This is a genomic window from Streptomyces luteogriseus, assembly GCF_014205055.1.
Lineage (GTDB): Bacteria > Actinomycetota > Actinomycetes > Streptomycetales > Streptomycetaceae > Streptomyces > Streptomyces luteogriseus.
The window spans coordinates 4,052,061-4,067,788 of the sequence record NZ_JACHMS010000001.1 but is presented as its reverse complement, the minus strand read 5'-3'; the positions used below and the strand labels follow the sequence as shown (position 1 = coordinate 4,067,788).

Annotated in this window: 17 protein-coding genes; 11 read left to right on the top strand and 6 right to left on the bottom strand. The window is 71.2% G+C overall.

Annotated features, from left to right (window positions below):
- The first annotated feature begins 17 nt into the window (after positions 1 to 17).
- Entirely contained in the window at positions 18 to 353 is a 336-nt protein-coding gene (locus BJ965_RS17725) for a Rieske (2Fe-2S) protein (RefSeq protein WP_030846386.1), read from the top strand.
- A 167-nt stretch (positions 354 to 520) separates the two neighbouring features.
- Here the strand turns inward: BJ965_RS17725 and BJ965_RS17720 are convergent, their stop codons facing one another.
- On the bottom strand, positions 521 to 937 hold the full coding sequence (locus tag BJ965_RS17720; RefSeq protein WP_184909560.1) for a pyridoxamine 5'-phosphate oxidase family protein: 417 nt from the start codon (positions 935 to 937) through the stop codon (positions 521 to 523).
- A gap of 103 nt (positions 938 to 1,040) precedes the next feature.
- Here BJ965_RS17720 and clpB point away from each other — a divergent pair, with 103 nt between their 5' ends.
- Complete coding sequence (gene clpB / locus BJ965_RS17715; protein WP_184909559.1) at positions 1,041 to 3,638, top strand: ATP-dependent chaperone ClpB; 2,598 nt, start codon at positions 1,041 to 1,043, stop codon at positions 3,636 to 3,638.
- A 12-nt stretch (positions 3,639 to 3,650) separates the two neighbouring features.
- Here the strand turns inward: clpB and BJ965_RS17710 are convergent, their stop codons facing one another.
- The gene (locus BJ965_RS17710; RefSeq protein WP_184917254.1) at positions 3,651 to 4,139 is read right to left on the bottom strand and encodes a hypothetical protein; all 489 of its coding nucleotides are present in this window, start codon (positions 4,137 to 4,139) and stop codon (positions 3,651 to 3,653) included.
- Between the two features lie 165 nt (positions 4,140 to 4,304).
- On the opposite strand from BJ965_RS17710, the gene BJ965_RS17705 reads away from it, so the two are divergent.
- The gene (locus tag BJ965_RS17705) at positions 4,305 to 4,832 is read left to right on the top strand and encodes a YbjN domain-containing protein (RefSeq protein WP_184909558.1); all 528 of its coding nucleotides are present in this window, start codon (positions 4,305 to 4,307) and stop codon (positions 4,830 to 4,832) included.
- 386 nt (positions 4,833 to 5,218) lie between these two features.
- On the opposite strand, the gene BJ965_RS17700 is transcribed toward BJ965_RS17705, so the two are convergent.
- Positions 5,219 to 5,695, bottom strand: a complete 477-nt coding sequence (locus tag BJ965_RS17700; RefSeq protein WP_376777924.1) for an ATP-binding protein — start codon at positions 5,693 to 5,695, stop codon at positions 5,219 to 5,221.
- 176 nt (positions 5,696 to 5,871) lie between these two features.
- Here BJ965_RS17700 and BJ965_RS17695 point away from each other — a divergent pair, with 176 nt between their 5' ends.
- From BJ965_RS17695 to BJ965_RS17690, 3 genes are all read left to right on the top strand, one after another.
- Positions 5,872 to 6,789, top strand: a complete 918-nt coding sequence (locus BJ965_RS17695) for a helix-turn-helix domain-containing protein (RefSeq protein ID WP_184909557.1) — start codon at positions 5,872 to 5,874, stop codon at positions 6,787 to 6,789.
- Entirely contained in the window at positions 6,743 to 6,883 is a 141-nt protein-coding gene (locus BJ965_RS39380; protein WP_313666939.1) for a DUF397 domain-containing protein, read from the top strand. Before BJ965_RS17695 ends, BJ965_RS39380 begins: the two co-directional genes overlap by 47 nt.
- A gap of 259 nt (positions 6,884 to 7,142) precedes the next feature.
- Positions 7,143 to 7,736, top strand: coding sequence for a hypothetical protein (locus BJ965_RS17690; protein WP_184909556.1), 594 nt, complete (start codon positions 7,143 to 7,145; stop codon positions 7,734 to 7,736).
- 36 nt (positions 7,737 to 7,772) lie between these two features.
- On the opposite strand, the gene BJ965_RS17685 is transcribed toward BJ965_RS17690, so the two are convergent.
- From BJ965_RS17685 to BJ965_RS17675, 3 genes are read right to left on the bottom strand one after another with little or no spacing between them, the layout of a single operon-like run.
- A complete protein-coding gene (locus BJ965_RS17685; protein WP_221513900.1) occupies positions 7,773 to 8,114 on the bottom strand; it encodes a hypothetical protein in 342 nt (113 codons plus the stop codon).
- Between the two features lie 35 nt (positions 8,115 to 8,149).
- Positions 8,150 to 8,407, bottom strand: coding sequence for a hypothetical protein (locus BJ965_RS17680; RefSeq protein WP_184909554.1), 258 nt, complete (start codon positions 8,405 to 8,407; stop codon positions 8,150 to 8,152).
- A gap of 52 nt (positions 8,408 to 8,459) precedes the next feature.
- Positions 8,460 to 9,674: a pyridoxal phosphate-dependent aminotransferase gene (locus BJ965_RS17675; RefSeq protein WP_184909553.1), complete on the bottom strand. Its 1,215-nt coding sequence runs from the start codon at positions 9,672 to 9,674 to the stop codon at positions 8,460 to 8,462.
- Positions 9,675 to 9,967: 293 nt separating this feature from the next.
- Here BJ965_RS17675 and BJ965_RS17670 point away from each other — a divergent pair, with 293 nt between their 5' ends.
- From BJ965_RS17670 to BJ965_RS17650, 5 genes are all read left to right on the top strand, one after another.
- The gene (locus tag BJ965_RS17670; RefSeq protein ID WP_184909552.1) at positions 9,968 to 10,492 is read left to right on the top strand and encodes a hypothetical protein; all 525 of its coding nucleotides are present in this window, start codon (positions 9,968 to 9,970) and stop codon (positions 10,490 to 10,492) included.
- A gap of 1,074 nt (positions 10,493 to 11,566) precedes the next feature.
- On the top strand, positions 11,567 to 12,094 hold the full coding sequence (locus tag BJ965_RS17665) for a DUF2617 family protein (protein ID WP_184909551.1): 528 nt from the start codon (positions 11,567 to 11,569) through the stop codon (positions 12,092 to 12,094).
- 134 nt (positions 12,095 to 12,228) lie between these two features.
- Positions 12,229 to 13,869 (top strand): polyamine aminopropyltransferase, encoded by a 1,641-nt coding sequence (locus BJ965_RS17660; protein WP_184909550.1) that lies wholly within the window; start codon positions 12,229 to 12,231, stop codon positions 13,867 to 13,869.
- Positions 13,870 to 13,997: 128 nt separating this feature from the next.
- A complete protein-coding gene (locus BJ965_RS17655; RefSeq protein ID WP_184909549.1) occupies positions 13,998 to 14,843 on the top strand; it encodes an SRPBCC domain-containing protein in 846 nt (281 codons plus the stop codon).
- A gap of 88 nt (positions 14,844 to 14,931) precedes the next feature.
- Positions 14,932 to 15,720: an aldose epimerase family protein gene (locus BJ965_RS17650; protein WP_184909548.1), complete on the top strand. Its 789-nt coding sequence runs from the start codon at positions 14,932 to 14,934 to the stop codon at positions 15,718 to 15,720.
- The last annotated feature ends 8 nt before the right edge of the window (positions 15,721 to 15,728 follow it).

Here is a 15,728-nt window from a genome sequence, read left to right as displayed (position 1 = left end):
GGATCCGGGAGCTGACCGTGACCACTCCACCCGACGACCGCTCCTTCCGCCGCGAGATGGCCACGGCCTACCGCTCCGGCTGGCACTTCATCGACCTGGTCACCGCCATCCCCCACAGCGGTGACTCGTTGATGGTGACTGTTTTCGGCGAGCCGGTGGTCGTCACGCGGGACGATGACGAGGACGTACGGGCGTACCGGTGTCTGCGGCGGCCTCGGGGGGCGCCGCAGCCAGTGCGATGTGCCGTACGGTACGGAATGATCTTTGTGAACCTGGATCAAAGGGACCACCAGCAGGTGGAGGCCGACTCTCCTGCCCCGAGGACCATCTCTGCCACCCCCCGCAGTGCCTGACGCGATTCCCCCGTCGTAACAGATCGCTCAGGTACTTCCCCCCGCAGCGGCGTCACCGTGACCTGAACACGGTGACGCCGCTGCAGTTTTCGGGGATATTTCCGGCTATCGACCCCATACGGTGGTGGCCGGATCCAGTCGATCACCGGTGTGGATTTTCACTTCGGTCAACCTCGGCCCATCGCCCGCGTCAGGTGGATCTCGATCACCACACGCGCCGGATTCGGTGACGGCGTCCTGCCGTAGCGCTCCGCGTAGCGCCGCACCGCCTCGGCGACCCGGTCCGGCTCCTCGCTGACGAAGGCCCGGCCCTCCAGCGTCGCCCAGCGGCGCCCCTCCAGCTGGCAGACGGCGACGGCCGCCCCCTGCTCCCCGGCGGCCCGCACGTACCGTACCTTCGCGCTCGCCCGATTCGTGATCACCCGAGCCAGACGGGCCTCGGGATCGTATGTGACCCCGACGGGTACCAGATGCGGAGTGCCGTCCGGGCGGGGAGTCGTCAGGGTGCACAGGTGCCGCTCCCGCCAGAAGTCGAGATACGACGGGTCGGGAGCACCCGGATCCACGGAGTACTTGGTCGCCATGCCCCGGAACTTAGACCCCAGAGCCTCCCGGAACCGTCCTTGAGTGCACTAGACTCAACTTTGTGCAAGCCGTTCGGGTCAGTGCAAGGAGGAGAACGCGAACGTGGACGCCGAGCTGACCAACCGGAGCAGGGACGCGATCAACGCTGCCAGCAACCGGGCCGTGACCGAGGGACACGCCGACCTCACCCCGGCCCATCTGCTGCTCGCCCTGCTCCAGGGACAGGACAACGAGAACATCACCGACCTGCTCGCCGCGGTCGACGCCGACCAGGCCGCCGTACGCTCCGGAGCCGAGCGCGTGCTCGCCGGGCTGCCGAGCGTGACCGGGTCGACCGTCGCGCCGCCCCAGCCCAACCGCGAGATGCTGGCCGTCGTCGCCGACGCGCAGGCCCGCGCCAAGGACCTGGGCGACGAGTACCTCTCCACCGAGCACCTCCTCATCGCCCTCGCCGCGAAGGGCGGCGCGGCCGGCGAGGTGCTGTCCCAGCAGGGGGCCGACGCCAGGAAGCTCCAGGCCGCCTTCCAGAAGACGCGAGGCCAGCGACGCGTGACCACGGCCGACCCCGAGGGGCAGTACAAGGCACTGGAGAAGTTCGGCACCGACTTCACCGACGCCGCGCGCGAGGGCAAGCTCGATCCCGTCATCGGGCGGGACCAGGAGATCCGGCGCGTCGTGCAGGTGCTGTCCCGGCGGACCAAGAACAACCCCGTGCTCATCGGTGAGCCCGGCGTCGGCAAGACCGCCGTCGTCGAGGGGCTCGCCCAGCGGATCGTCAAGGGCGACGTGCCCGAGTCGCTGAAGGACAAGCGGCTCGTCGCGCTCGACCTGGGAGCGATGGTCGCGGGCGCCAAGTACCGGGGCGAGTTCGAGGAGCGGCTGAAGACCGTCCTCGCCGAGATCAAGGACTCCGACGGGCAGATCATCACCTTCATCGACGAGCTGCACACCGTCGTCGGGGCCGGCGCCGGCGGGGATTCCGCCATGGACGCCGGGAACATGCTGAAGCCCATGCTGGCCCGCGGCGAGCTGCGCATGGTCGGTGCGACGACCCTCGACGAGTACCGCGAGCGGATCGAGAAGGACCCCGCCCTGGAGCGGCGCTTCCAGCAGGTGCTGGTCGCCGAGCCGAGCGTCGAGGACTCCATCGCGATCCTGCGCGGGCTGAAGGGCCGCTACGAGGCCCACCACAAGGTGCAGATCGCCGACAGCGCGCTCGTCGCCGCCGCCTCGCTCTCCGACCGGTACATCACCTCCCGCTTCCTGCCCGACAAGGCCATCGACCTCGTCGACGAGGCGGCCTCCCGCCTCCGTATGGAGATCGACTCGTCCCCCGTCGAGATCGACGAACTCCAGCGCGCCGTCGACCGGTTGAAGATGGAGGAGCTGGCGATCGGCAAGGAGACCGACGCCGCCTCCCGCGAGCGTCTGGAGAAGCTGCGCCGCGACCTCGCCGACAAGGAGGAGGAGCTGCGCGGACTCACCGCCCGCTGGGAGAAGGAGAAGCAGTCCCTCAACCGCGTCGGTGAACTGAAGGAACGCCTCGACGAGATCCGCGGCCAGGCCGAACGCGCCCAGCGCGACGGCGACTTCGACACCGCCTCCAAGCTCCTCTACGGCGAGATCCCCGCCCTGGAGAAGGAACTGGAGGCCGCCTCCGAGGCCGAGGAGGAGGTCGCGAAGGACACCATGGTCAAGGAGGAGGTCGGCTCCGACGACATCGCCGACGTCGTCGCCTCCTGGACCGGCATCCCGGCCGGGCGGCTGCTGGAGGGCGAGACGCAGAAGCTGCTGCGCATGGAGGACGAGCTGGGCAAGCGGCTCATCGGCCAGACCGAGGCCGTGCGCGCGGTGTCCGACGCCGTACGCCGCAGCCGCGCCGGCATCGCCGACCCCGACCGGCCCACCGGCTCGTTCCTCTTCCTCGGCCCGACCGGCGTCGGCAAGACCGAACTGGCCAAGGCGCTCGCCGACTTCCTCTTCGACGACGAGCGGGCGATGGTCCGCATCGACATGTCGGAGTACAGCGAGAAGCACAGCGTGGCCCGGCTGGTCGGCGCCCCGCCCGGATACGTCGGCTACGAGGAGGGCGGCCAGCTCACCGAGGCCGTGCGCAGGCGGCCGTACTCCGTCGTCCTGCTGGACGAGGTGGAGAAGGCCCACCCCGAGGTCTTCGACATCCTGCTCCAGGTGCTGGACGACGGGCGCCTGACCGACGGGCAGGGCCGCACGGTCGACTTCCGCAACACCATCCTGGTGCTGACGTCGAACCTCGGCAGCCAGTACCTGGTCGACCCGATCACCAGCGAGCAGGAGAAGAAGGAGCAGGTCCTGGAGGTGGTGCGGACCTCCTTCAAGCCGGAGTTCCTCAACCGCCTGGACGACCTGGTCGTCTTCGCCGCGCTGACCAAGCCCGAGCTGGAGCGCATCGCGAAGCTCCAGCTGGAGCGCCTGGCCAAGCGGCTCGCGGAGCGGCGCCTCACCCTGGACATCACGCCCGAGGCCCTGGCCTGGCTCGCGGAGGAGGGCATGGACCCGGCGTACGGCGCCCGGCCGCTGCGGCGGCTCGTCCAGTCCGCGATCGGCGACCGGCTCGCCAAGGAGATCCTGTCCGGGGAGATCAAGGACGGCGACACGGTCCGGGTGGACCGCTTCGAGGACGGGCTGCTGGTGGGCCCGGCCACGGGCAAGACGCTGTAGGGCCGTCCCCGGTCACATCGTGAACGCCGAGAAGCGCACCAGCGCGGTCTCGGCGTTCTCGTACTCCACCCTCACCTGCACCACATGCGCCTCCGCCGTGCCGGGGAGGCCGTTCTCGTGCGTCACGTCGAGGCAGAGCGCCCCGCAGGCACCACCGCCCGTGCGCGGCTTCGGGGCGTTCGGGTACGTCTCGCGCAGCCAGTCGCGGACGTCCTCGCGAGGCATCCGCAGCACCGCCGAGTACGCCGTGTCGATGCCCCGCTGCACGGTGCAGTCGTGGGCACGGGCGTTCGCGGGACGCTCGGCGGCGCCGAAGGCCAGGGCCTCGGTGCAGGGGACCGTCGCCGCCGCGCCCGTACGGGTGCCGTCGCGGGCCTCGTCGTCGTCCGACCAGGCCCACAGGAACAGGCCGATGATCAGTACGCCGAGCACCAGCACCGGCAGTGCCAGAAACGGCAGGACGATCCCCCACCGGGTATGGCCCCTGTCCGCTGCCTGCATGTGCACCGTCCCCTCCGTCGGCTGCTCAGGAGGACGGTTCCGGGTACCCGGAGGTTGCAGCTGACCGGATCGTGTCAGCCCAGGGCTGACAGGGTCTGTCGGGGCTTGCCACCCCCCTCCCCGCATGGGGGAGGATGGCGGAATCCGTACGAAGGGAAATTCACGGTGACCATCGACCCGTCCTCGATTCCGAACTTCGGGGGCCAGCCCGAGCCGCAGCCCGGCGGCCCGGCCGGCCCCGTCGTCCCGGATCAGGACCTCGTGAAGCAGCTCCTCGACCAGATGGAGCTCAAGTACGTCGTCGACGACGAGGGAGACCTCGCGGCGCCGTGGGAGCAGTTCCGCACCTACTTCATGTTCCGGGGTGAGGGAGACCAGCAGGTCTTCTCCGTGCGGACGTTCTACGACCGGCCCCACGAGATCGAGGCCAAGCCGCAGATCCTCGAGTCGATCGACGACTGGAACCGCCGGACCCTGTGGCCCAAGGTCTACAGCCACACGCACGACGACGGCACGGTCCGCCTGATCGGCGAGGCCCAGATGCTGATCGGCATGGGCGTCAGCCTGGAGCACTTCGTCTCCTCGACGGTCAGCTGGGTGCGCGCGGCGATCGAGTTCGACAAGTGGCTCGTCGAGCAGCTCGGTATTGAAGAGGAGATCAACGAGGCGGAGAAGCCCGAAGACGACGAGTAGGCCCCCCGCCCGGGCCCCGCGGCGCGTCGGCGCGTACGAACAGGTACGCGCTGTACGCGCCGTTTGTCTTTCGCAGGACCCGCCCTGCGCCGTTGTTTCCGGTGAGTAGAGTGATCGGCTGACTGAAGATCGCAAAGAGGGGACAAGGGGTGCGCCGGTTACTGGGCGTAGCGGTTTTGATTGCGGGGGCAGGTCTCGCGTTCTGGTTGGTCTTGGGTCCTTCAGCCGATTGGGAGGGCGGTGCGAGGTTCGCACGTTTCGCCCTGTTGCTGAGCTGCTTCCTGGTGATCGGCGGTGGCGTGCGGTTGATCTACCCCGACAATCCCGCCCCTGGCAGAGTGTGACTTCATGGCCCGTCACCAAGCCGGCGGGGTGACGTCGGCGAGTCACTGAAGTCGGCGGGGAGCTGAAGCGTCGAGACACAGCTCCGCCCATACCGTCTTGCCCACCGGGCTGCGGGGCGTCGACCCCCAGCGCTCGGCCAGGACGTCCACCAGGAGCAGCCCCCGGCCGGACTCACCATCGGGAGACGACGAGGGCGCGGCCGTAGGCAGCCGCTTCGCGGAGGCGGCGTCCGCGACCTCCACACGCAGCACGCCCGCGGCCCGGTCCAGGACGAGCCGGAGGCCGAACTTCCGGCCGGGCACCCGACCGTGCTGTACGGCGTTCGCCGCGAGTTCGCCGACGACGAGGGCGACCACGCCGGAGACGTCCGACGCCGGCGGGTGGCCCCGTTCCCCCATCCACCCGACGGCGTGACGCCGGGCGAGCTGCGCACCGCGCGGGGAGGAGGGGAACTGCATCGTGAGCGACTGGAGTTCACGCTGCGGCATGTCTCCCGGGGTGGCGGTTTCTGTCAGCACGGCCTGTCCGTCCCTTTCCGTCGGCTCGATGCGCTCCGTTGCGCACACGAGTCATCACGTTCCGTGCTCAAGAGTCGGCCGATCGTCCTACGCTCGACAGGGGGCACAGCCTTACTTGTGCAGCCGTAAGGAACGGAAGTGATGCCTTGGCCAACGGAATTGACCCCAGTGCGTCGATGGCCGCGCTGTTCGGTGCGCGGGTGCGCAGGCTCCGGACGGCGGCGGGGCTGACACAGGCCGAGCTGGGCGACCGGACGCATGTGGTGAGTACGCGGATCACGCAGATCGAGCGGGCGTCCGGAGCGAAGCCGACGCTGGAGCTGGCGCGAGCGCTGGACGCGGCGCTCGGTGCGGAGGATCTGCTGGTGGAGCTGTGGCCGTATGTGTACCGGGAGGCGTTTCCGGACTGGTCGCGGAAGTTCATGGAGTACGCGGAGCGTGCGGGGGCCGTCCGGCAGTACGCGGCTCATGTGGTGCCGGGTCTGCTTCAGACCGAGGACTACGCCCGGGCGGTACTCAGCCTGGACGCCCTGTTGGGCAGTGAAGAGCAGTTGGAGGAGCGCGTCGCAGCCCGTATGGGACGGCAGGATCGGCTGAGTTCGCCCGAACGGCCAGAGCTGTGGGTGGTTCTGGATGAGGCAGTACTGAGGCGTCCGATCGGCGGTCAGGCCGTGATGCGGAAGCAGTTGGCGCGTCTGCTCGACGCTGCGGTGGAGCGGCATATCACCGTGCAGGTACTGCCGTTCGACCAGGGTGGACACGAGGCAATGGGCGGTTCGCTGACGATCCTGACCCTGCCCGACGGCTCAGAGATGGCCTACACCGAGGGCGCGGACTATGGCCAACTCATTGAGGAACCAGTCAACGTCGGTCGCTACAAGGTGATTTACGATCGGCTGCGGGCGGCAGCCCTGCCCCCGGTCACGTCACTCGACATGATCCGGTCCACGATGGAGGACGACTACCGTGGCTCGAATGTCCCGTCCCGATCTGAACGACGCCGCCTGGCGCAAGAGCAGTTACAGCAATCAGGCGGGCGGCGACTGCGTGGAGGTGGCCGACGGGTTCCGAGGGGCCGTCGTCCCGGTCCGTGACAGCAAGGCCCCGGCCGGTCCGACGCTGTGCTTCGAAGCCGTCTCCTGGGCCGCCTTCATAGGTGAGTTGAAGGCCGGGCACCACCGCCCCTGAGGCGGCTTCCGGACGCACCGGGCCCTTGTCCGCGAGGGTCCGGTAGGCCACTGACCTCCTGAAAGAACCGGGGACAGAACTACCCGCCCACCCACCCTCCCCGCGCCGGAAGGCGGGCGTCACCCGTCCGAGTGACCGGCTTGCGGGGGCGGGTAACGGGCCGTTACGTTCGCCGCGACAACCGCAAACAGATACGGCCCCCGGCCGGGACGGCAATCCCGATCGAGGGCCTGACCAACCAGGAAGTAGCCCCTTCCCGATGGCTGACCCGCAGTCTAACGCGCGCCTGCGCGCCGACGCCGGAGCTCCGACTACCGGCGTGATCCACGTACGCACCCGCCTCACGGCCGACTTCACGGTGATCTCCAACGCCCTCGCCCAGCGACGCGGCAGCGCGGTCACGGTCGGCGTCGCGGCGTACATCGCCTCGCTTCCCGACGGCTCCCCCGTGACCATCGCCGCTCTGTGCGAGCACTTCAGCGAGGGCGAGATCCTCATCTCGCGAGCGCTCAGAGAACTGGTCCTGTCCGCGCACGAGGCCGCCCGACTGGCACCGGCCGTCGCCGAGTGGCTGGCGGCCGGAGTCGGGCAGCGGGAGATCACGGAGCTGCTGACCGCACGGCTCCCCGACCGTTTCCGGGCCCGCCCGGCAAGCGTCCTGGCCTTCCGCCTCCGGGAAACCCCGCTGCCGTTGCCCTCCCCCGCGCCGCTCCCGCCGAGCGTCGAGCGCCCGGCCGTACTGCCCTTCCAGACCTGCGACGGCTGCGAGCGTGCCTTCCGCGCCCCGGGGCCCGGACACTGCCGGAGCTGCCGTGACCGCCTGGGCGAGCAGCGCCTGCGTGCGGCCGGCTGAGGCGACCCGGGCGAAGCCTGCGCCTCGACCGGTCGATCAGGGGGCGAGGTCCAGGATGCGCACCGGCTGCCCCTTCCACGTGTGCGCCCTGGTGGTCGCGATCACCGCACCATCCGGCCGCTCCGGGCTGGGCTGGGCGGCGTAGAGGGTGTGCGCGTCGGACCAGGTGGTCGCGCGGCCCACCGCCAGTGCGGCAGGCAGGTCCAGATCGACGATCGTGATGCAGGGCAGGGCGGCAATGTGCTCCGCGGTGCCCGGTCGGTCACGATCGGCCTCGACCAGAGAACACACTGTGGCGTACAGGAACCAGCCCGGCTCCGCGTGAGCGCGATGGATCAGCCGGGAGACCAGGACATTGCCCCGGCCGGCGGCGACCATCGCACTCTCGTCGAGGAAGACATGCACATCACGGGTCACGCGGCATCCGCCTCAGCCAGGCGGCGGTCCAGTTCGGCGTCCAGCTCGTCCTGCTCGTGCTCGCTGGGGGCGTAGCCGTTCCACTCCCGCAGCACCGCCCGTGCCTTCTCCGCGCGCTCGTTCCGCTCCGTCGGGGTGAGCAGGGTCTCGGCGAGCCGGGCCAGGTAGGCACGGAGGGACAGTCCTTCCTCAGCGGCTATCTCGGCGAGCCGGTCGCGAGCCTCGGCGGGGATACGGATGTTGGCGTCCGACATGATGCTGGCTCCCTTGACTCCCCAGTACGGGTACGTACCCGTACCCGCAATGTCACTCTAGCGTCCCCGGCGCCCGGAACGCCGCCCCGAGCCGCTTCGCCGCCTCCTCCAGCACCCCGGTCCGCTTGCAGAACGCGAACCGTACGAACGGGGCGCCCTCCTCGCGATGGTCGTAGAAGACCGCGTTGGGGATGGCGACGACACCGGCGCGTTCCGGCAGGCCGCGGCAGAAGGCGAAGCCGTCGCTCTCGCCGAGAGGGCGGATGTCGGTGGTGATGAAGTAGGTGCCCGAGGGGCGGAAGACCCGGAACCCGGCCTCCGCCAGGCCCGCCGCCAGCAGGTCCCGCTTGGCCAGCATGTCGGCGCGGAAGTCCGCGAAGTACGACTCGGGCAGCGAGAGGGCCTCGGCGACGGCGTACTGGAACGGGCCCGCCGAGACGTACGTCAGGTACTGCTTCGCCGAGCGCACCGCCGTGACCAGCTCCGGGGCCCCCGTCACCCAGCCGACCTTCCAGCCGGTGAACGAAAATGTTTTCCCGCTGCTGGAAATGGTGACGGTACGCTCGCGCATCCCCGGGAACGTCGCCAGCGGCACGTGCTCGGCGTCGTCGAAGACCAGGTGCTCGTACACCTCGTCCGTCACCACCAGCAGGTCGCGCTCCACGGCCAGCTCGGCGATCGCGGCGAGCTCCTCGCGCGTGAGGACCGTGCCGGTCGGGTTGTGCGGGGTGTTGATCAGCAGCAGCCGGGTGCGGTCGGTGACGGCGTCGCGCAGCTCGTCCAGGTCGAGGCGGAAACGGCCCTCGTCCTCGTGCGCCCGCAGGGTGACCGGTACCCGGCGGCCGCCGGCCATCGCGATGCACGCCGCGTAGGAGTCGTAGTACGGCTCCAAGGCGATCACCTCGTCGCCGGGCTCCACCAGGGCCAGCAGGGCAGCGGCGATGGCCTCCGTGGCACCGGCCGTGACCAGGACCTCCGTGTCGGGGTCGTAGCCCAGGCCGTAGCGGCGCTGCTGGTGGGCGGTGATCGCGGTGCGCAGCTCGGGCACGCCGGGGCCCGGCGGGTACTGGTTGCCGCGGCCGTCCCGCAGGGCCCGTACGGCGGCCTCCCTGATCTCCTCGGGGCCGTCGGTGTCGGGGAAGCCCTGCCCGAGGTTGATGGCGCCGGTGCTCAGAGCCAGGGCGGACATCTCGGCGAAGATCGTCGTCCCGAACTCGGCGAGCCGGCGGTTCAGGAGGGGGCGCGCGCTGGAGGTCATGCCGGCCATCCTGCGCCGAAGCTCTGGAGTTCCTCAACTCACCTTCGCGGATGAGCACCTGCGCCGGCACCCGAGACAACTCGGACGGGTGCCCGGCCTCCGGCTGGTGTGCCGCTCACCTGCGCTGACGGGCGGCAGCAGTCCGCGGTTGTTCGCGTCGGAGGGCTGCGTAGAGTACCTGCGGTCATCGATGGGAGAAGACGTTGGACGCGGTCGAGTTCCCTCTCAGCGCTCGCGTGCGGGCGGCCCGGCGATGGCTCGTGGTCACGAGCGCGGCGGGTGCCGTATGCGTGGGAGCCGCCGTGGCGTCCGTGGTCGCCGACGCCTCCGGCTGGGTGTCGGTGCCGCGGGCGATCCAGGCGGGTTCGGTGCTGGTGACGCTGTTCGTGCTTCCCGTCGTATGGGTGGGAGTGCACGCGGTGTGGGCGCTGCGTGGGCGGGCCGAGCTGTTCCTCGCCGCCGGAAAGCACCCGCGGCGGCGTCCCACCGACCGGCAGATGGTCGACCACCTGCGCGACGAGCACCCGCTCACGCCACTGTGGTGGATGGTTTCCGTCCTCGGCGGCCTCGGCACGCTCTGTCTCGGGGTCGCGCTTCCGTACGCCCTGGCGGACGGCGCCGTGGTCGCCGGTGCACTCCTCGGGACCGGGCTTGCCGTGTCCCTGGCCGCCCTGCTCCTGGCCGTGTCCGGTATCCGCCGTGCCGCCCGCCAGGGCGCGGAGGACCGAAGGCGGCGTGCCGAGCTGTGGTCCCTGCCCTCCGCTGTCGAACGCCGGCTCACGAACTCCCTCCTCGGCGCCGGCGACGGGGGACACCTCGGAGTCTGAACGATCGTCGGGCGAGATCACGGCCCGCTGACGGCCCAATGAGCCCCGGACGGCCCCTGACCTGCCATTCTGCGCAGATCAGGGGCCGTTGCCCCGTGAGAAGGCTCTGAAGTTCCTCAACTCTGCTTTGGCTCGTTCAGGGGGCGGGCATCACCGCCTCACGCAAGAGCGAGGCGCCCACGGGGGGCCGCTTCGGGGGAAACGAAAGGAGGGTGACGCCATGATCGTCGGCATCATCCTGGCGGTGGTCGGAGTCGTCCTGGTCGGGGCGCTGGTCTCCAAGGCCCGTAGGGGCTCTTCAGGGCGGACGGCTCGTCGCGGGGCGTGGGCGTCCTCCGGTTCGAGCGGCAGTAGCAACAACAGCTGGTGGGCCGGCGGGGGAGACTCCGGCTCCTCCGGCGGCGGACACCACGGGGGGCACTCCTGCGGCGGCAGCTCGTCCTGCGGAGGCGGGTCGTCCTGTGGGGGTGGTGGCGGTGGTTGTGGCGGCGGAGGCAGCTGATTGACGTCGGCCGTCCTCACGACGGGGAAGCCGCATCCACCGAACGCGGGGTCCGCACCTGGGCGGGCCCCGCGTTTGCCGTGTCCGGAGTTCTCGGACGGACGACCCGTCGAATGCCTGTCGGGCGACTTCGGTCGGATCCGGGCAACGTCCCCTGCCTGTAGGACAACTCGCGCCGCGCGACCCCGGCCAGGGCGAGACCCCGGCAACAGCGTGCGTCAAACGGTCATTTCGGGAGCGGGACCCGATTCCGGGCTCCCCTGCGTCCCGACTCCGGGCGTAGGCCACGGCACACCGGCGCACGCCTCCCCGGCACCAGCGCACGCCGTAGTTGAACAGTTGAGCTGAGGAGCCCTCTGAGGGATGGAAACCCTACGAACTTGGGTAAAAACGCTGTGGCGGCGCCACTGTTCATGATTCCCTCTAGCCACCGACGCAGCCCTCCCCGGACATCCTGCGGATACCTTCCTGAAACCGGCCGACCGGGTTGCCTCGGGCCGACATCCCCCGGTGCGACCGGGGCGCAGCGGACCCATCTCCCTCTCTTTTTTGTGTGCTTGCGGAGTCGATCCATGCTCACGACCCTGAACACCTCCTACACCGACACGCGCGCGGCCGATCTCGCGTGGGCCCTGGGGCGCGAGCCGCTTCCCGCGCTGGCCGCACTCGACCTCGAACTGGCGGACACCAAACTGCAGTTGCGACTCCTCGGCGCGTCCCACCAGGTTCTGCTGGAGGAGGAGCGGGGCATCTGCTCGGAGACGGTGGCGTGCATCGCGGGCAGCAGCACCCCGCTTCCGCTCGGCGTCGCCAAGCGGGTGGACGACTGGGAGTACGAGTTCGCGGCCCGGGTCGAGGTCCTCTCGCCCGGCACCTTCAAGGGCCGCGCCCAGGAGTTGCTGGCCCTCGTCGCCGACCATCCGCACGGCCTCGTCGGCGTCTTCCCCGGCAGCCCGTACGCCTTCACGGCCCTGCTCGCCCAGCACCACGAAGGGCAGGTGCACTGGCGGACCTGGCACGCCTACCCGCAGGACGGGCAGTTGGTGGCGACCCGCACGAAGGTGGGCGTGCACGTACCGGCGGCGGTCTTCGTCAACTGACCCCGGCCGACTGCTGCCCGGCCCACCGAACCGCATGCGGCGAACCGAATCTCGTACCGCTGTCCGGCCTCGGTAAACCAGCACCACACGTGTGGGTGACGAACCGCAGTCGAGGCGTGACGTAACGTCGCAGCGTGATCGAGCCGCACGCGCCCGCCCCGCCCCGTTTCCCGGCGCCCTGGAGCGCCTCGGGCGGCCCCGACGGCCCGGCGCGACTGCCCGTCCGGCCCGGCACCGGACGGTTCCTCGTCCTCGCCGGCGCGTTCGCCTGCGCGGCCTGCGGACTCGCGTACGAACTGGAACTCGTCGCGCTCGCCTCGTACTTGATGGGCGACTCCGTCACACAGGCGTCCGTCGTACTGTCCGTGATGGTCTTCGCGATGGGCATCGGCTCCCTCGCCGCGAAGCGGCTGCGCCGGCTCGCCGCCGCCGGTTTCGGCGCCGTCGAGGCCACCCTCGCGCTCGTCGGCGGATGCAGCGCGATGGCCCTGTACGCCGTGTTCGCCTGGACCGGCGCCTGGGGCGGGATGTGGGCCAACGGGCCGCGCTGCCTGCTGGTCGCCTTCTCCCTCGCCATCGGACTGCTCATCGGCGCCGAGGTCCCGCTGCTGATGGAACTGATCCAGCGCATCCGCCGCCAGGACGCGGGCGGCGCGGTGGCCGACCTGTTCGCCGCCGACTACGTCGGAGCCCTCGTCGGCGGCCTCGCCTTCCCCTTCCTCCTGCTGCCGTTCTTCGGGCAGTTGACGGGGACGCTGCTCACCGGTGCGGTCAACACGGTCGTCGGCGGGGCGCTGGTGCTCGGCCTGTTCCGGCGGGACCTCACCCGCCGGGCCCGGTGGCTGCTGCTGATCGGCAACGGGCTCGTACTCGCCGTCCTCGCCTCCGCCGCCGTCCTCGTCGACGACTTCGAACGGGCCGCGCGACAGGCGATGTACGGGGAGGACGTCCGCGTGGCGCTCCAGACCGGGGTGAGGGAGGTGGTCCTCGTCGGCGGTACGGCAGGCCGGCCCCTCGACCTCTACGTCGACGGCCGGCTGCGGGTCAGCGGGCGCGACGAACTGCGCTTCCACGAGGCCCTCGTCCACCCGGCCATGACCGGGCCGCACGCGCGCGTGCTGATTCTGGGCGGCGGCGACGGCCTCGCGGTACGCGAGGTGCTGCGGCACTCCGGAGTGGACCGGGTCGACGTCGTCGGACTCGACGCGGAGGTGGTCCGGCTGGCCCGCACCGACCCGGCCCTGTCCGCCCTCAACGAGCACGCCTTCGGCGACCCGCGCGTACGGGTCACCACCGCGGACCCCTTCGGCCAGCTGCGCGAGGCGGACCCGGCGACGTACGACGTGGTCGTCTCGGACCTGCCGGACCCGGCCATCACGGCGAGTACGAAGCTGTACTCGCAGGAGTTCTACGGCCTCGCGCGGCGCGTGCTGGCCCCCGGCGGCCGGCTCGTGGTGCACGCCGGGCCGGTCGCGGCCGGCCCCCGGGTGTACTGGACGGTGGAGACGACCGTGCGCGCGGCCGGTCTCCGCACCGCCCCGTACGGCACGGGGAGCCCTCCCACCGCTTCCGCCGCCGGGCCCGAACGCTCCCGGGCGCCCCGGGACCGGGGTTTCGTGCTGGCCGCCCGCACGGACCCGCGGCCGCGGCTCGACCCGGACGGTCCGCGGCCGAGCGTCCTCACGGAGGCGTCCCTGGCCGCGGGGGAACGGGCGACGCGCAGGACACGGATCGGGGACCTGCCGGCGTCGACGCTGATGCATCCGCGGTACTGAGGGGCCGGGGACTGCCGGGCGGGCCGTCGGGCCGTCGGGCCGGGAGGATACGCCTGGTGGGGGCGGATCGGGAGTGAATCCCCCGGGCGGGGGTGCGTTTCGGTCTGTGCTGGGTAGAGTCCGTCGACATGGAGCACGAGGTGTTCGTTCCGGTTCCGGCCGAGCGGCTCAGGGAGGTGCTGGACGACCCCGCGCGGGTCGCCCGGGCTGTTCCGGGGCTCCAGCAGGACGCCGGCGCCAAGCCCGTCGCCGGGCGGCTGAAGATCCGGGTCGGCAGCCACTCCGTCACCTACCGGGGCGCCGTAAGGGTCTCCCGGCGGGACGGTGACGCGTACGCCGTCGAGGGTGAGGCGGAGGAGTCGCGCGGCAGCGGCTCGGTCGAGCTCAGCCTGCGGATCGCCCTGCGCGAGGCGGAGGACGGCTGCACCGTCGTGTACGACGGCACGGCCTCCGCGGACGGGCGGATCAAGGACCTTCCGGCGGACGCGGTGGAGAGTGCCGTCATCCGGCTGCTGAACCGTTTCGCGGAGCACCTCGCCGCGGCGGCCACGGGCGCGGACGACGGGGCGCCGACGTCGGCGCGGCCGCCCACGCCCCCGGCCCCGTCCGGCCGGGACACGGGCCCGGAGGCCGAGGAGAAGGCCCCCGCCGACCCCGGTCTCACCGAGGACCCCCCGACCCCCGAGCGTCCCTCCGCCTTCGGCGCCGACGTCCCGCCCTCCTCCCTCGGAGCCGAGGACGAGGAGGACCAGGAGGACGACGAGGACATCGCCGAGGCGGCGCACGCGCGGCGGACCATGATCGGGCGCAGCGCGGAGGAGGTCGACCACGCCCCGCCGCGCGGCCGGTACGCCCCCGTGCCCGCGCCGCAGACCGTGACGCCCCCGGGCCCGCTGCGCTGGGCGGCCCCCGCGGCGGCGCTCGCGGTGGCCTCGGCCATCGTGGCGGTACGGGCGCTGCGCCGACGCCGCTGAGCCGCACACCGCGTGCGCGGCGGGCGGACATGGCCGAAGCACCCCGCAACCGGTGAGGCCCTCTTGATCACCACAGTAGGGTCGACCCGTGAGTGACGAAGACATCACGCTGACCGCGGGTGACGCGGAGGTGACCGTGCAGCCGGGCAACGGCGGCCGGGTCGGAGGACTGCGGATCGGCGGTCTCGAACTGCTCCGCCAGGGTGAGCGGTTCGGGTGCTTCCCGATGGTGCCCTGGTGCGGCAGGATCCGGGACGGACGGTTCCTGGACGGCGCCGAAGTGCGGCAGATGCCGCTGAACGCCCCGCCGCACGCCATCCACGGCACCGTTCGCGACCACGCCTGGCGCACCGCCCGCACGAGCCCGGACGAGGTCGTCCTCACGTACCAGCTCGTCGACCCCTGGCCCCACTCGGGTCTCGTCACCCAGATCGTCGCCCTCACCGAGGACGCGCTGACGCTGACCATGTCCGTCGAGACGTACGACTCGTCCTTCCCGGCGCAGATCGGCTGGCACCCCTGGTTCAACCGCAACCTCGGCGGCGAGGACGTGACCCTCGGCTTCGACCCCGCCTGGCAGGAGGAGCGCGGCGACGACCACCTGCCCACCGGCAACCGCCTGGACCCGAAGCCCGGCCCCTGGGACGACTGCTTCGGCATGCCCGGCGGCGTCGAGGCCACCCTGATCTGGCCCGGTCAGCTGGAGCTGACGGTGACCAGCCGGGAGGAGTGGGTCGTCGTCTACGACGAGCAGCAGGAGGCCGTGTGCGTGGAACCGCAGACCGGCCCGCCCAACGGGCTCAACACCATGCCGCGCCTGGTCACGCCCCTGGAACCGCTGGAGGCCGGGACGACCTGGAGCTGGCGCCGCCTCTAAGCTGGGCG

Bases quoted from the DNA above. Each gene is read 5' to 3' on its own strand.
- BJ965_RS17720 (WP_184909560.1), bottom strand. From the start codon at position 937: ATGGCGACCAAGTACTCCGTGGATCCGGGTGCTCCCGACCCGTCGTAT.
- BJ965_RS17710 (WP_184917254.1), bottom strand. From the start codon at position 4,139: ATGCAGGCAGCGGACAGGGGCCATACCCGGTGGGGGATCGTCCTGCCG.
- BJ965_RS17695 (WP_184909557.1), top strand. From the start codon at position 5,872: ATGGCCGCGCTGTTCGGTGCGCGGGTGCGCAGGCTCCGGACGGCGGCG.
- BJ965_RS17690 (WP_184909556.1), top strand. From the start codon at position 7,143: ATGGCTGACCCGCAGTCTAACGCGCGCCTGCGCGCCGACGCCGGAGCT.
- BJ965_RS17685 (WP_221513900.1), bottom strand. From the start codon at position 8,114: ATGGTCGCCGCCGGCCGGGGCAATGTCCTGGTCTCCCGGCTGATCCAT.
- BJ965_RS17680 (WP_184909554.1), bottom strand. From the start codon at position 8,407: ATGTCGGACGCCAACATCCGTATCCCCGCCGAGGCTCGCGACCGGCTC.
- BJ965_RS17675 (WP_184909553.1), bottom strand. From the start codon at position 9,674: ATGGCCGGCATGACCTCCAGCGCGCGCCCCCTCCTGAACCGCCGGCTC.
- BJ965_RS17665 (WP_184909551.1), top strand. From the start codon at position 11,567: ATGCTCACGACCCTGAACACCTCCTACACCGACACGCGCGCGGCCGAT.
- BJ965_RS17655 (WP_184909549.1), top strand. From the start codon at position 13,998: ATGGAGCACGAGGTGTTCGTTCCGGTTCCGGCCGAGCGGCTCAGGGAG.